This window comes from Dermabacter sp. HMSC06F07 (assembly GCF_001807345.1).
Classification (GTDB): domain Bacteria; phylum Actinomycetota; class Actinomycetes; order Actinomycetales; family Dermabacteraceae; genus Dermabacter; species Dermabacter hominis.
In genome coordinates this window covers 256,481-270,037 of sequence record NZ_KV788570.1, presented here as the reverse complement: position 1 = coordinate 270,037, position 13,557 = coordinate 256,481, and the positions used below count along the sequence as shown (strand labels likewise).

At 62.0% G+C, this 13,557-nt stretch carries 15 protein-coding genes; 2 read left to right on the top strand and 13 right to left on the bottom strand.

All coding sequences use genetic code 11. The annotated features are described in order from the left end of the window. Positions 1-48: 48 nt before the first annotated feature. Together rsmA and HMPREF3157_RS01865 are read right to left on the bottom strand one after the other, a co-directional pair. Positions 49-948, bottom strand: a complete 900-nt coding sequence (gene rsmA / locus HMPREF3157_RS01870; protein WP_034372826.1) for a 16S rRNA (adenine(1518)-N(6)/adenine(1519)-N(6))-dimethyltransferase RsmA — start codon at positions 946-948, stop codon at positions 49-51. Further along, complete coding sequence (locus HMPREF3157_RS01865; RefSeq protein ID WP_070435353.1) at positions 945-1,907, bottom strand: TatD family hydrolase; 963 nt, start codon at positions 1,905-1,907, stop codon at positions 945-947. The genes rsmA and HMPREF3157_RS01865 overlap by 4 nt, the downstream gene beginning before the upstream one ends. Positions 1,908-2,120: 213 nt before the next feature. Between HMPREF3157_RS01865 and rpmF the strand changes: the two genes are divergently transcribed. Continuing rightward, complete coding sequence (gene rpmF, locus HMPREF3157_RS01860) at positions 2,121-2,291, top strand: 50S ribosomal protein L32 (protein ID WP_016664359.1); 171 nt, start codon at positions 2,121-2,123, stop codon at positions 2,289-2,291. A gap of 63 nt (positions 2,292-2,354) precedes the next feature. Here the strand turns inward: rpmF and rsmI are convergent, their stop codons facing one another. Continuing rightward, the gene (gene rsmI / locus HMPREF3157_RS01855; protein ID WP_083286135.1) at positions 2,355-3,224 is read right to left on the bottom strand and encodes a 16S rRNA (cytidine(1402)-2'-O)-methyltransferase; all 870 of its coding nucleotides are present in this window, start codon (positions 3,222-3,224) and stop codon (positions 2,355-2,357) included. Between the two features lie 37 nt (positions 3,225-3,261). On the opposite strand from rsmI, the gene HMPREF3157_RS01850 reads away from it, so the two are divergent. Beyond that, on the top strand, positions 3,262-4,851 hold the full coding sequence (locus HMPREF3157_RS01850) for a dolichyl-phosphate-mannose--protein mannosyltransferase (protein ID WP_070435352.1): 1,590 nt from the start codon (positions 3,262-3,264) through the stop codon (positions 4,849-4,851). Positions 4,852-4,861: 10 nt separating this feature from the next. On the opposite strand, the gene HMPREF3157_RS01845 is transcribed toward HMPREF3157_RS01850, so the two are convergent. The 10 genes from HMPREF3157_RS01845 to HMPREF3157_RS01800 form a co-directional block, all read right to left on the bottom strand. Then, positions 4,862-5,329: an S-ribosylhomocysteine lyase gene (locus tag HMPREF3157_RS01845; protein ID WP_070435351.1), complete on the bottom strand. Its 468-nt coding sequence runs from the start codon at positions 5,327-5,329 to the stop codon at positions 4,862-4,864. 39 nt (positions 5,330-5,368) lie between these two features. Beyond that, positions 5,369-5,977: a LysR family transcriptional regulator substrate-binding protein gene (locus HMPREF3157_RS01840; protein ID WP_070435350.1), complete on the bottom strand. Its 609-nt coding sequence runs from the start codon at positions 5,975-5,977 to the stop codon at positions 5,369-5,371. Beyond that, positions 5,974-6,462, bottom strand: a complete 489-nt coding sequence (locus HMPREF3157_RS01835) for a DUF4870 domain-containing protein (protein ID WP_070435349.1) — start codon at positions 6,460-6,462, stop codon at positions 5,974-5,976. The genes HMPREF3157_RS01840 and HMPREF3157_RS01835 overlap by 4 nt, the downstream gene beginning before the upstream one ends. Beyond that, positions 6,455-7,357, bottom strand: coding sequence for an inositol monophosphatase family protein (locus HMPREF3157_RS01830; RefSeq protein WP_070435348.1), 903 nt, complete (start codon positions 7,355-7,357; stop codon positions 6,455-6,457). Before HMPREF3157_RS01830 ends, HMPREF3157_RS01835 begins: the two co-directional genes overlap by 8 nt. A 71-nt stretch (positions 7,358-7,428) precedes the next feature. After that, positions 7,429-8,448: a sulfate/molybdate ABC transporter ATP-binding protein gene (locus HMPREF3157_RS01825; RefSeq protein ID WP_070435347.1), complete on the bottom strand. Its 1,020-nt coding sequence runs from the start codon at positions 8,446-8,448 to the stop codon at positions 7,429-7,431. Beyond that, positions 8,445-9,221: a molybdate ABC transporter permease subunit gene (modB, locus tag HMPREF3157_RS01820; RefSeq protein WP_016664351.1), complete on the bottom strand. Its 777-nt coding sequence runs from the start codon at positions 9,219-9,221 to the stop codon at positions 8,445-8,447. Before modB ends, HMPREF3157_RS01825 begins: the two co-directional genes overlap by 4 nt. Before the next feature lie 32 nt (positions 9,222-9,253). Continuing rightward, positions 9,254-10,051: a molybdate ABC transporter substrate-binding protein gene (gene modA, locus HMPREF3157_RS01815; protein ID WP_052127014.1), complete on the bottom strand. Its 798-nt coding sequence runs from the start codon at positions 10,049-10,051 to the stop codon at positions 9,254-9,256. A gap of 118 nt (positions 10,052-10,169) precedes the next feature. Next, positions 10,170-10,970 carry a molybdate ABC transporter substrate-binding protein gene (gene modA / locus HMPREF3157_RS01810; protein ID WP_034372812.1) on the bottom strand — a complete coding sequence of 267 codons (801 nt, stop codon included), beginning with the start codon at positions 10,968-10,970 and terminating at the stop codon, positions 10,170-10,172. A 4-nt stretch (positions 10,971-10,974) separates the two neighbouring features. Next, positions 10,975-12,303, bottom strand: coding sequence for a D-arabinono-1,4-lactone oxidase (locus HMPREF3157_RS01805; RefSeq protein WP_070435346.1), 1,329 nt, complete (start codon positions 12,301-12,303; stop codon positions 10,975-10,977). A 29-nt stretch (positions 12,304-12,332) separates the two neighbouring features. Further along, positions 12,333-13,526 (bottom strand): alanine racemase, encoded by a 1,194-nt coding sequence (locus tag HMPREF3157_RS01800; protein ID WP_034372810.1) that lies wholly within the window; start codon positions 13,524-13,526, stop codon positions 12,333-12,335. Positions 13,527-13,557: the final 31 nt, after the last annotated feature.

Here is a 13,557-nt window from a genome sequence, read left to right as displayed (position 1 = left end):
GTCTCTGCCGCCCGACAGACGAAACGGCGGGGCCGCTGATGTGATGCTCTAGCCCTCTTCGGCGCGCGCGCTATTGGCGATGGCGATGAACTCCTCGATCGCAAGTGTTTCACCGCGGCGCTGAGGATCGATGCCGGCGCGCTCGAGGATCGCTCCGGCGCGCTCGCCGCTTCCTGCCCACGGCTTGAGCGCGGCCCGCAGGGTTTTGCGACGCTGGAGAAAAGCGTGATCGATGACGTCGAACACCATTTCGCGCGGGGCCTCCCCCTCGGCCGGCACGCGGTCGCGGCGCACTCGCACGAGTGCACTGTCGACGTTTGGCTCCGGCCAGAACACGCGCCTGGAGATACGGCCTGCAAGTTCGCTACTGCCGTACCACGCAGCCTTCGCGCTCGGCGCGCCATAGATTTTTGAGCCGGACTTTGCGGCGATCCGCTCGGCGACTTCGAGCTGGACCATGACGAGCGCCTCGGTGATGACCTCGAAGCGCTCAAGGATGGTCAGGAGGATCGGAGTGGCAACGTTGTACGGAAGGTTCGCGACGAGCCGTGTGGGAGCGCTGGGCGCACCGTCCGGAACCGGAAGCACGGTGAGCGCGAGCGCATCCGCATGCACGAGCGCAAGGCGCGAGCTCTCCAGCTGCTTCGCCGCGACAGTGGACGGTAGGAGCGTGGCAAGAGCCTCATCGAGCTCGACTGCCCCGACAAATGCACCCGCATCGAGAAGACCGAGCGTGAGTGAACCGAGCCCCGGCCCGACCTCGAGCACGACGTCGTCGCGCTTCACGCCCGCGCGTTCGACAATCGCGCGCACGGTGTTGGCGTCAAGCAGGAAGTTTTGCCCACGCTTCTTCGTGGGGGTTATCCCACGCTCTTCGGCAAGCGCACGAATATCGCGCGGGGTTAGAAGACGCGTACCGCTATCGAGCGCGCGCGAAGTGTCGCTCACCCCTCTGCCCCCGCGAATCCGTAGACCTCTCGCTCGGTCGTGAGGACTCCCGCACACGCCTCCTCGAGGCTCAGGCCCTTCGCCTCAGCGATCACGCGCATCGTGTGCGGAATGAGGTAGCTCGAGTTGGGGCGACCGCGGAAAGGCTCAGGCGTGAGGAACGGGGCATCCGTTTCCACCATGATGCGGTTGAGAGGCGTAATGGCAAGCGCCTCGCGAAGATAGGCGGCGTTTTTGAAGGTCGAGGTGCCAGAGAAGGACAGGTACGCGCCACGATCGAGGGCCTCGCGCGCAAACTGCGCGTCGCCGCTAAAGCAATGAAACACCGTGCGCTCCGGGGTGCCTTCGGCATCGAGAACGTCGAGAACGTCGCGATGCGCGTCGCGATCGTGGATTTGCATGGGAAGGCCCTTTTCTTTCGCGAGCGCGATATGCATGCGGAAGCTTTGGATCTGCGCATCACGCCGTTCGGGCTTCTTGCGGGAGGTACGGAACCAGTCGAGCCCGGTCTCGCCAATCGTCACCATGCCGGGAGTGTCGAGGAGATCGGAAATCTCCGCGATTGCCTCGTCAAGAGAGCAGAGTTCCTCGCCGTTGCGTCCCTTGCCGGTTACGACGTGGTTGACCGCATCATTCGGGTGGATCGACACGCCCCCTCGCAAGCGCTCTGCGACGAACGCTCGGTGCTCGGGGGGAATGTGCTCGCCGCGCAGAACGTCGGCCGTCCACCGGGCTGAGACGAGGTCGCAGCCAATCGTGATGATGCCGCGCACCCCGGCACGCTCTGCCCACGCGACGTGTTCTTCGATGCCGTGTGAACCCTCACCGTCGGAAAAGTCGAGGTGTGCGTGGTTATCAATCACGGGGCCGGGGAGAGGCTCGGGGGCCTCCGGCCACGTCAGATCGCGAGTGTGGCCGCTTTCGGCGGTTGCGGAACGAGAGTTCACTGCGTTGCTCATGGGGCCATCCTAGTGCGGGGCAAGCGTCGGACCCCGCGTCCGTGAAGCCCAACACACGCGAAGCCTCCGCGCGCGCGGAAAAGCCAAAAATATGCTTAGATTGATTCCTGTTGTGCGCGAGCACTCCCCTTTGGCGATCCCGTAGGACCCAGCCGGGGAATCTAGCCCGTGCGCCACCCAGATTTTTCACGCAGTTCGAGCAAGGAGCGCATCATGGCAGTGCCTAAGTTTAAGATGTCCCGGGCCCGCACCCGTTCGCGCCGCGCGAACTGGAAGGCCGAGACCACCGATCTCGTCAAGGTTACCGTTCGCGGTCGTACCGCGTCGGTTCCGCGCCGCCTCGCAAAGGCGTACCAGCGCGGCCTCATCGAGATCGACGGCTGATTTCAGCACTTCGCGAAAGGGCGCCCCACCTCACGGTGGGGCGCCCTTTCAGCTATAAGAGGGTTATGCCCTGTTCTTGTGCGCGAGAGCTGCGTCATAGAGCTCTCGAGCAGATACCCGCTCGTGTTCCCGCGCAACGGCCTTCGCGGCGTCCTTGAGCCGCTCCCCCGCCTCGGCGCGCGCGAGCACAAGTGCCGCCAGATCAGCCGGGTCCTCCTCGCGAGGCGGGGCCGGCGCCACCACGATCGCGATCTCGCCAAGCACCTCTGTTTCACGGGCCCACGCGGCGAGCTCGGCAAGGGGTCCCCGCATAATCTCTTCGTGGGTCTTCGTGAGCTCGCGTGCAACGCACGCCTCTCGTTCGGCTCCGAAAACGTCGACCATTGCCTCGAGGCATTCGCGCGTGCGTCGCGGAGATTCGAAGAAGATTAGTGTGCGTGCCTCGCGTGAAAGGCTCTCGAGCGCAGACAGACGCTTGCTCGACGTGCGCGGAAGGAAACCTTCAAAGGCAAAGCGATCGGGAGCAATCCCCGAGTGCACAAGCGCGGTGAGAGGCGCGGAAGGACCCGGGAACACGTCGACGGCGATGCCTTCGCGGGTAGCGGATTCGACCGCGCGAAAACCTGGATCGGAGACCACCGGCATCCCCGCATCGGTGACGAGCAAAACCTTTTGCCCGCTTCTCGCCGCCTCAAGAAGGGTCTCGGTGCGCTCGACTTCGTTGTGTTCGTGATACGCGAGTGTGCGCGCCGTTAGCCTGATGCCGAGTTCGCTCGCCAGCCGCTTTACGCGGCGCGTATCCTCGGCAGCGATCAGATCAGCTTCTCGCAACGCACCGACGAGTCTGAACGACGCATCGAGGGGATTTCCGATGGGGGTTGCGGCAAGGGCGATAGTTCCCGGTGTGAGCACGGTTTTGTTCTCGGTTTCCACCGTGCGATCCTACCGCGCGGCCCTTTAGGATGGGCTCGTGAGTGATACACGTGCGAGTGGAAGCGGCGGGTCTTCGGTGGCTCCCAGGACGGGCAAGCGAGCGGCGCGCCCATCAACCGGAAAGGTCCGCGGGCCATTCGGACTTACCGAGCGCACTACGACGTGGATCCTCGCGCTCGTCCTCGTCGTATGGTCTGGGGCCCTGCGCCTCTATAAGCTCGGCCACGTCAAGACCCTCATCTTTGACGAGATCTACTATGTGCGCGATGCCTATACGCTCCTTCGCGAGGGCAACGAGCGTGCGTGGGCGAAGGAAGTCTCGAAGGCTGCGTTCGAGCGCGGCGACATCGACTCCTACCTGCCCGATCCCCAGTACGTGGTGCACCCGCCCGTCGGCAAATGGGTGATCGCGCTCGGAGAGTGGGCCCTCGGCGCGGACAACCCGTGGGGCTGGCGCATCTCCGTGGCACTCGTGGGAACGCTGGGCGTCCTCATGCTGTTTTTGACGGTCCGACGCCTGCTCGGCAACACTGCGCTCGCGTTTCTCGCGGCCTACCTGCTCTCCATTGACGGAGTCCACCTCACTCACTCCCGGACGAGTTTGCTCGACCTGATTCTTGGGTTCTTCTGCCTCCTCGCGTTTTACTTTCTCCTGCGGGATCGCGATCAATTTCGCGTTGCGCTCGGGAGGATCGAGGGGGCTGCGGAGGGCTTCGGGCACGTCACAGGGGTGCGCTGGTGGCGTATCGCCGCGGGAATTTCGCTCGGCCTCGCATGCGGCGTGAAGTGGTCGGGGCTCTATTTCGTCGCGGTGTTCGGCATCATGACGGTGCTGTGGGACTGGGCGGCGCGTCGACGCTTCGGCGATCCTCGCTGGAAACTTCGAGGCTTCGCTCTCGACGCGATTCCGGCGTTCTTTGCGATCGTTGGCAGCGCACTCGTGACATACGTGCTCTCGTGGAGCGGCTGGTTTGCCTCGAAGGACGGGTACTTCCGCAATTGGGCGGCGGAGAACGGGCACGCGTCGAACCCGGTGACCGAGGCCCTTGCGTCACTGTGGCACTACCACCAGGAGGCTTACTCGTTCCACGTTGGGCTCGACTCTACGCACACGTATGCCGCCAAACCTTGGCTCTGGCTCCTCCAACTCCGCCCGACGAGCTTCTACTACGAGTCCTACACGTACGGCGAGGCGGGCTGCGAGGTCGAAAAATGCTCGGCAGCCATTACGAATCTCGGCAACCCGTTCATTTGGTGGTTCGGGGCACTGGCGCTTCTCGTTACGCTCGTGGTCGCGATCGTACGGCGAAGCGGTACGGCCGGGGCGATCCTCTCGGGGATTATCGCAGGCTACCTCCCCTGGTTCCTGTACCTCGACCGCACGATCTTCCAGTTCTATTCGGTCGTGTTCGAGCCGTGGCTCATCATGGCGATCGTTTTCGTGTTCGCTCTCATGCTCGGGACGCGCACGGCTTCGCATACGAGGCGCCGCATCGCAATCTTCGCGATCGCCTCACTCGTGGTGACGATGACGCTCGCCTCGGCGTTCTGGTGGCCACTGTGGACGGCCCAGGTCATTCCTTACGACCTGTGGCGCGCCCACATGTGGTTTGATTCCTGGATCTAGCCCTGGCTCTTTAGGCTGCCGCTTCGACCTGGAGCCACTCGCTCTTCTTCTCGAGGAAGCTCTGTGCCGCGCTCTTCGCGCCCTCGAGGCTATGGTGGGCGCCCCACCCGCACTGAATCTCGTTCGCCGCGGGAACAGCTTGTGCCTCTAGCAGGTCGTTCAGCGTGGCCTCGACGAGTGGTGCCACCTTTTCGGGCGTGTGGTCGCCGCGCATGAGCAAGTAGAAGCCGGTGCGGCACCCCATGGGCGAAATATCGAGGATGTCGTCGCTGTGGTTGCGAGAGAACTCCGCCATCATGTGCTCGAGCGAATGGACAGTCTCAGTTTCGAGGGCGTCAACGTTCGGCTGGGTGAAACGAATATCGAACTTCGTGAGCGTGACCCCGCCGAGATCTTTGCGATCTGCGACGCGGATATACGGTGCCGCGACGGTGCGGTGGTCAAGATTAAAGCTTTCAACGTTCATACGCTCGTTCATCGCGTTTTCCTTTCGGAGGTCGAAGTCTTCCGTGTCATCCTAACGACGAGAACTGCGGGCGGTGCGACCCCGTACCACGCCCTGAAACTCCTGGCGCACGTTATCGTCGGCACTTTTTGGCCACGCGAGCACGATTCGGGTTCCCTCACGCTCGGCGAGAGGCCTGTGGGTGACGTCCTTGCGGGCATGCAACCGAGCAAGGGACATGGGCATGATGGCATAGCCATTACCTGCGGCGACGGTCGCGACCGCACCTTTTGGCCCCCCGCATTCTTCGAGGCTGAACTGATGCTCCCCCTCAAGGTCGCTCTCGGTGAGTTCCTCGCTGAGGCTCAGCGGATTGTCTTTCGCGACTACCGCGACGGGCCGTTCTTCCCAGAGCGGCACTGCATGAATTTCCTCGCGCTTGAGCACGGGCCCTTCCGAGCGCGGGGCGCTGTTCCACGGAAGCCGCGCGAATACCATGTCGACAGCCCCGCATGCGAGCGCTTCCTCTGGGGCGCGGTCATCGAGCGGGACCAGCTGCAATTCTGGTCGCTTGGGATCGCTGTGCCAGCGCCGCGCGAAGACGTCGGGCTCGACCCCGGGAATAAACCCCACGCGAAGCGCGCCGCCCGCAGCACGCGGCGCGCTTTCAGCGAGCTTCACTTGATGATCGCAACCGTAAAGGGATACGTGTATGCCTCGCCGTTGTTCGCCTTCAACGCGGCAATAATCGGTATCACGATCGTCGCTACCAGAATCGCCAGGCCAATGATCGCAGCGATCAGGATGAAGACGAGCGGGACGAGAAGGAACGAGAGGAAGGTCCCCAGAAAGAAGAAGAACCACGCGATGAGGCTGTAAACGAAAAGGTTGATCGCGAAGTTCAGCGCACCCGCGGAAGCGTTGCGGACGAAGGGGCTCTTGTCACGATAGATCAGGTAGATAACGAGCGGCCCGACCCACCCGAGCCAGCCGGCCGAGACCAGGGTCGCAACGAGCGTGCTGAGGTGAGCGAGGATGGCCCAGGTGCGTTCATCGCTTGTCACGCCACCGGGGCCGGCAGGGCCGCTAAAGCCGGGTGCACCGGTGCCCTGGCTGCCGGACGTGGGATTGCTAAAGCCGTATGGATTCGATGGTTGGTCACTCATGGTGGGCTCCTTCATTACGTAGGGATCGTTCACATCGAGAAGCGTGGACGCGCTCAAGCAGGGAATCGAGCTCCTCGTAGCGCTTCGCACTCGTACAGGCGACATACGCCGGGCATTCCTGAGGTGGGATCGCCTCCGCTCCGTCGACGTCACTCGGGCTGCACGTCCACGTGCGAATACTCCCGCCAGCTTTCTCAATGATATGGAAGCCAGCAGCGATATCCCACGGATTAATGCTCGTGAGGGTCGTGGCATCCGCCCACCCCGCGGCCACGAAGCACAGTTCGAGCGCCGCCGAGCCAAGGTTTCGCACTGCCCCCGCGCTTTCGAGCAAGGCGAGCCTCTCGCGTTCGGCGAACGATCGATCCTCGCAAAGATCGCGAAGTCCCGGGAATCCCGTGAGAACAAGTGCATCCGCGAGTGCTCGTTCGGGATTGGGACCAAGTCTCTTCGTTCCCAGATAGGCGGCAGTGTCATCGGCCCAAAACTCCATGCCGAGGGCAGGAGCATTCACGACACCGCCCACGAGCACATCCTCAACCGCCACGCCAATCGAGATCGCGTATAGCGGATTGCCGGTCGCAAAGTTCGAGGTGCCGTCAATAGGGTCAACGTAAAACGTCACGGCACTCGTGCCCTCGCGGGTTCCGCCCTCTTCACCCACGATTCGGGCATCCGGGCAGTTCGCGAGGAGTACCTCGCGAATGCGGTCCTCGCACGCGCGATCGTGAGCGGTCACAATATCGTGAGCATTCGCCTTGTATTCGCGCTCCACGGGACCTCCGCCAACCTCAGCGAGGTAGCTCGCGGCTGCTGCGGCAGCCTCACGCGCAAATGCAATAAGCCCCGCGAGCTCAGTTACATTCCTTGCAGTGGCGAAAGAATTCGTGATCACGCCTCCATTCCATCACGAAGACAATCGTCAACCTGGAAGCGGGCATCAATGACCAGGCCCTACCAACGATCTCAGCGTCGACGCTCAACCTTGACGAGCCCCGTTTGTTCAATCGTTGCGACACGCCCCTCCGCGACTGTGCCGCGCGCGCTGCTCAACATACTCAGCTCGACGGGGACATCTTCGAAATACGCCACGGGGCAGGGGCCGATTCGAGAAATACCGCGAATGCGTCCTGCTCCGATACCGTCGGCGTGGTCTCCCACACGTAAGCGCAGCGCGCGAGGGTCGATCAAGGCACGCCCGGGGCCCAGCCCACACTCCCCCATCGTTGCAAGCGGAACTCCGCCGCTCGTTACGAAAACTCCGCGCTCTCGCATCTCGCCGTCAACCCATTTGAGTCCCGCGAGTTCCGCGAGAAACTCGGATCTCGGAAATGAAAGGGCATCGTCGGCACTGCACTCTTCGGTTACGTGGCCATCCTCGAGCACACACACTCGATCCGCCCACGCGAGAAGATCAAGAACATCATGGGTCACGCACACAAGAGTCCGCGTTTGCGCGAGGTCAGCCACGAGACCTCTCATTTCCCTTGCGGCGCGAACGTCGAGAGCCGCGAGCGGCTCATCCAGGAGCAGCACACGTGGTTCAACCGCAAGAGCCCGCGCGAGCGCACATTTTTGCGCTTGACCTCCCGAAAGCGTGCGAGGTCGCCGATCCTCAAACCCCTCAAGACCCACCTTCACCGCAAGTTCACCGGCTACTTCGCGGGCCTCGCGCCGTTTCATCCCTGCACTCACAAGACCGTAAGCGATATTGTCAAGAACGCTCATGTGATTGAAGAGATGCGCTGTTTGAGAGAGATAGGCAAAACCTCTCTTGTGAAGCGGTGTTCGGCTGAAATCCTCACCATCAATCGCTAAGCGAATTTCTCCATCGCGCGGAGCGGCAAGATGCCCAGCGAGCGCCTCAAGCATCGTGGACTTTCCCGCCCCATTCGGACCCACGAGAGCAACGTGCTCACCGGCATCGATACGGATGCAAGCATCAACAGCGCGGCCGGGAATACGAACCGCGAGATCTAGACTCATCGAGCATCCGCCTCACGTTGAAGCGGTCCACGGGCATAGGCAATTGAAACGACCACGAGTGAAAAAATGACGAGGATTATCGAAAGGCCCACGGCATCGGCAATGTCTCCCTCACGGGCAAGATAGATCTGCAGCGGGAGCGTGCGCGTCAAGCCGGCGAGCGACCCCGCAAACGTTAGCGTCGCCCCAAATTCACCGAGCGAGCGCGCGAGGGCCAAAGTCGCAGCGATAAGAATCGACGGTGCGAAGCGCGGAACGGTAACGGTACGAAACACGCGCATCGGCCGAGCACCTAGGCTCGCCGCTGCACGCTCCTCAGCAAACCCACTAGCGCGAAACGCACTTTCGAGGGTGAGTACTACAAACGGGAGCGAAACAAACACCTGCGCTATGACGACGGCGCTCGTCGTGAAGACAACTCGGATGCCGGCACTCTCTAAAAGCGGAGCGAGAAGACTCTGGCGCCCGTAAGCGAGCAAAAGGGCAATTCCTGATACCACGGGAGGCAGAACAAGAGGCACGAGCACAAGTGCACGCAAGAGCACTGTGAGCGGACCGGAAGAACGAGCAAGCTTGAGCGCAAGCGCGAGCCCAAAAGTTGTCGATATGAGGCACGCGAGCGTCGCCGTCACAAGCGAGAGGACTGCCGCCGAGCGATTTTCGGGACCTGCAGCGAGATCGGCAAGGCTGCCCCAAGGCGTCCCCAGGGCAAGCGCCACGATCGGAAAAACAATGCTCAGACCCGCCATCACGGCAAGAAGCCCAACGAGCATCGGGGTTCTCGCACTCTCACGACGCACCGGGCTCACTCTCCCTTTTGGAAACCAGCTTCCGCTAGTGCCTTTTGGCCATCGTCACCAAGGACGTAGTCCACAAATTTCTGCGCAGCCTCGCTTCGCTTCGCTTTTTGGGCTTCAACCGTCACAGCGATGGGGTATTCATTTGCGAGCGATTCGGCCTCGGGGATTTCAAGTCCGTCTACTTTTTCAGGCGCGGACGCAACATCTGTCTCGTACACAAACGCAACATCGGCTTCGCCAGCCTTCACGAGTCCCAGAGTGTCGGTCACCGAATTCTGCTCGGTATCAAAATCGATCTTGGGGTCCCCAGCAGCCATGAGCACCTTATCCGTGAGGGCACCACACGGCACCTCACTCGCACACCTCACGACCACGAGCTCGGGCCGAGATGCAAGGTCATCGAGCCCTGTAACCTTCTTCGGGTTACCCTCCGCGACAGCGATTTCGAGGGAATTACGGGCAAAGATGCGAGGAGACGAGGACACTAGATTCTTTGACTCCGCCGTATCCATCCACTTCTTTGAAGCAGAGGCAAAAACATCTGCGGGAGCGCCACCATCCATTTGAGTAACCAGATCCTGCGATCCGGCAAACGTAAAGACAACATCGATATCCGGGTTCTTAGCCTCGAACTCCTTCTCGAAGCTCTCGAAGGTGTTCTTGAGCGAGGCAGCGGCAAAAACCGTGACCTTCGTGCGACCTGGTGAAGCGTCGGATGTCGCACCTTCGTTGGTACTTCCACAACCTGCGAGCGACGCCGCAGCGAGCATCGCTGCAGCTCCAGCACCTGCCATTCGTTTCATCGAATCCATCCTCCATGAAGGAAATCGAAAATAGGAGTAGGGAACAGGCTATCTGAGTCGAGCTCATTACTCTCGACTGCACAATCTTCTAAGGAGCGGTAGGCGAGGTACACAGCACTCACTTCACGGGTCGAAAGCCAGCATCAACGATCGTCATTTGCCCCTCGTGGCTGAGGACAAGGTCAACGTACTTCTGCGCGGCCTCGCTTCGAGTGCTTTCCTTCGCGTCCTTCGTCACCGCAATTTCATACGTGTTCGAATGAAGCTGCGCACCCGCGAGGTCAACTCCGTCAACCGTGTCTTCAGCGGAAGCGACGTCGCTTTCATAAACGATGGCGGCATCGGCCTCCCCCGCCTTCAGAAGCCCGAGAGCATCCCTGGAGGATTGCTCCTCTGTATCAAAACGGAGGTCGTCGAGAAAAGCGTTCCTCACGAGCTTATCCGTGGCCTCACCGCACGGAACCGCGCTCGCGCACCGCACAGCGACAAGTTCGGGGCGCGCCGCGAGATCCTCGAGGTCTTCGATGTTCTTCGGATTCCCTTTCGCGACGGCGAGCTCAAGTGTGTCAAGCGCAAAAACCTCGGACGAATACTTCGGCACGAGCCCCTTGTCCTCCGCCTGGTTCATCCACGTGGTCGAAGCTGGCGCGAATACATCCGCTTGGGCACCTTCACTCATCTGCGTGACGAGATCCTTCGACTCGGCATAGGTGAAGACAACATCAATACCCGGGTTTGCCGCTTCAAAATCCTTTTCGAGGTTCCCGAAAGCGTCCTCAAGCGAGGGTGCCGCGAAAACCGTGAGTTTCGTGCGAGCTGGCGAAGCGTGTGAGCCCGTCCTTTCGTCACTGCCACCGCACCCTACGAGTGACACGACAACGAGCGTTGCTGCGGCCAGAGCGCTTGCCATGCGCTTCATCGCGTCATCCTCCAAGAAGGGAATCGAGATAGGGGGTGGAGAAAAGTCTATCGGGGTCCAGTTCGTTCCTCACGGAAACGAAGTGTTCAAAGTTCGGGTACAGCTCGCGCAGTTCAGTCTCCCGAAGCCAATGCATTTTTCCCCAGTGCGGGCGCCCCTCGAACTCGACGAGCGTATCGTGCACGAGATGCAGGTAGTCGTCGCTCGCAGCGTGCAAGGGGTTATGGGCCGCGATGTACACGGTATCGCGGCCATGAGCTGTCGAAAGCCACACATCGTCGGCGGCGGCGCGGCGAACCTCGAGCGGGAAAATGAGCGAGCGCGTTTTCCCTTCGAGTGCCCGCGTCAGCGCTTCAAAGGCCTCCTCGAAGCGGCTCGCTGGAACCGCTAACTCGCACTCGCGAAACCGGGTGCGGCGAGAGGCCACATAGAGCTGGTGAGGAAGACCGACAGCTTCCGCAGCGGGCATGAGAGACGAGACCGCGCGTGAGAGCGGACCTTTTGTCGAAGGCACAGCCTGAACGAGGCGGTTGGCAAGAGCGAACGCACCGTTGCCCACAATTTCACTGTCAAGGTACGTGCGTACGCGGCCCATTCCTCGATTCGCCGACTGGGCAGGAACGTGATTCAGTTCGCGCACAATTGCGCGCTCTCCCCCGGGAACGAAGAAAAACTCCTGATGGTCATGCACCATGCTCGTCTCGAGGAACGTTGCCACGGTCTCGTCAAGCGGCGCCGAATACTCGCGGCGATGGAGCTTGTACAGCGGGATGGTGCGGAGCTTGACCTCGACGATGATGCCGAGCGCGCCGAGGCCGAGTCGAGCGGCCTCAAAGAGCTTCACATTGTGTTCGCGATCTGCCCACACGCAATCGCCATTGGCGAGCATGATCTTGAGGCCCGTCACGAGCCCTGAGACCCCCGTAAAGCGCCCACCCGTCCCGTGGGTACCAGTGCTGATCGCGCCTGCAATCGACTGGCGGTCGACATCCCCCATCACCTCGAGCGCACGGTCGTGCCGGGCGAGCATGGGCCCAATCTCCCACAGCCGCGTACCGGCGCGGAGCGTCACCTCCCCGGTGTCGCTGTCGAGGTGCACGAGACCGCGATAGTGATCAAGGGTGAGCAGAGCTCCCTCAGGCTTCGCGATTGCAGAAAACGAGTGCCCTGCCCCTATCGCTCGAATGCCGATTCCGTGGGCGGTTGCGCGCGCGATGTGGTGCACGATCTCCCGCTCACTACGCGGATGCACAACCTGAGTAGGCGCAAACTCAACGTTCTTCGACCAGTTCGCGCGAATCTCGCGCGCCGAGCCCAAAGCGACCTTTGCCATGCCCCAGCCTTCCCCTCACGATCAGAAGCCTAAATATACGCGCGTCCGCTTCCACGATAAGTGGGGACGATATCCACGACGCTATCCTCGCTCACGACGGCATAGGTGTCGACATGCTCCGCAACTTCGCCGGCCTTCGCATGCCGCACCCAGACGGTGTCTCCCACCTGCAAACGCTCGGCCGCACGCCCCCGCAGCGGGGTCTGGACCTCGCCCGCGCCTTCGAGCCCTACATAGCCAAGTGAGCGAGGATGGACGACGCGTGGCAATCTATCGATTCCGGGAGGACCGCTCGCGACCCAGCCGCCACCAAGGATCGTCGCGACGTTACGCGCCGGGCGCCGCACGACCGGGAACCCGACGACAAGCGCCGGTTCGGGGCGAAACCCTACGAAGTGATCGAAGCTGGCCGGCCCGATCAGGCCCGAGCCCGCAGCAACCTCCGTCACGCTTGGATCGGCACATGTCGACTCGATACTTCCGGTGCCTCCACCATTCACGAATTCGAGATCGCTCACCTCACGTACACGCTTGACGGCCTCGCCTCGCCGCGCCGCCACCTCTCGCGCGCTAAGCGCCTGCATCCCGCGCGTGAGCAGCCGCATCGGGGAGATCCCCCGGTTGGGTGTTCCCGCGATTTGCGACTCGTACCCCATCACCCCGACGAGCGTGATACCCGGATAGGAGGTGAGGGCGCGCGCACACTCGCCGATCTGCTCGGGCGTGAACAACGGTGAGCGTAGCGCCCCGAGATGGACCCCACGCAGCGGGGCGTAGGCACAATCGAGCTCGAGGCATACGCGCACGGGAGTAGAGGGCCCGCGTGCGGACCGGCGCGAAGCCTCGATCAGGTCGGCGTGGGCGAGCGAGTCAACCATGAGTGTGACCGCTGCAAGAGCGTGCTCGCTCGCAACGAGACGCTCGAGCGCCTCGCGATCCGCGGTGGGATAGGCGACAAGAACGTCGCTGAATCCCTGGTCGACGAGATCGAGGGCCTCTGCAAGACTAAAGGCGAGGAGCCCGCCTGCGAACGCGCGTTCGGCCCGCTCAATCAAGAAAGGCACACGCAAAGACTTGGTTGCGACGCGAATGGGGGTGGATCCTGCGCGTTTTGCAAGCGCCCTGGTGTTGGCGTCGAAACGCTCGAGGTCCAGGACAGCCACTGGGCGCCGAGCTATGCCGGCTGCCGCCAGGGCACGCTCATAACGGGCGATGTCGCTCATGCTCGGTCGCGCCGAATCCCCTCCCACGATC

Bases quoted from the DNA above. Each gene is read 5' to 3' on its own strand.
- modA (WP_052127014.1), bottom strand. From the start codon at position 10,051: ATGAAACGAATGGCAGGTGCTGGAGCTGCAGCGATGCTCGCTGCGGCG.
- modA (WP_034372812.1), bottom strand. From the start codon at position 10,970: ATGAAGCGCATGGCAAGCGCTCTGGCCGCAGCAACGCTCGTTGTCGTG.
- rpmF (WP_016664359.1), top strand. From the start codon at position 2,121: ATGGCAGTGCCTAAGTTTAAGATGTCCCGGGCCCGCACCCGTTCGCGC.
- HMPREF3157_RS01800 (WP_034372810.1), bottom strand. From the start codon at position 13,526: ATGAGCGACATCGCCCGTTATGAGCGTGCCCTGGCGGCAGCCGGCATA.
- HMPREF3157_RS01845 (WP_070435351.1), bottom strand. From the start codon at position 5,329: ATGAACGAGCGTATGAACGTTGAAAGCTTTAATCTTGACCACCGCACC.
- HMPREF3157_RS01835 (WP_070435349.1), bottom strand. From the start codon at position 6,462: ATGAGTGACCAACCATCGAATCCATACGGCTTTAGCAATCCCACGTCC.
- HMPREF3157_RS01865 (WP_070435353.1), bottom strand. From the start codon at position 1,907: ATGAGCAACGCAGTGAACTCTCGTTCCGCAACCGCCGAAAGCGGCCAC.
- HMPREF3157_RS01825 (WP_070435347.1), bottom strand. From the start codon at position 8,448: ATGAGTCTAGATCTCGCGGTTCGTATTCCCGGCCGCGCTGTTGATGCT.
- HMPREF3157_RS01805 (WP_070435346.1), bottom strand. From the start codon at position 12,303: ATGGCAAAGGTCGCTTTGGGCTCGGCGCGCGAGATTCGCGCGAACTGG.
- modB (WP_016664351.1), bottom strand. From the start codon at position 9,221: ATGCTCGTTGGGCTTCTTGCCGTGATGGCGGGTCTGAGCATTGTTTTT.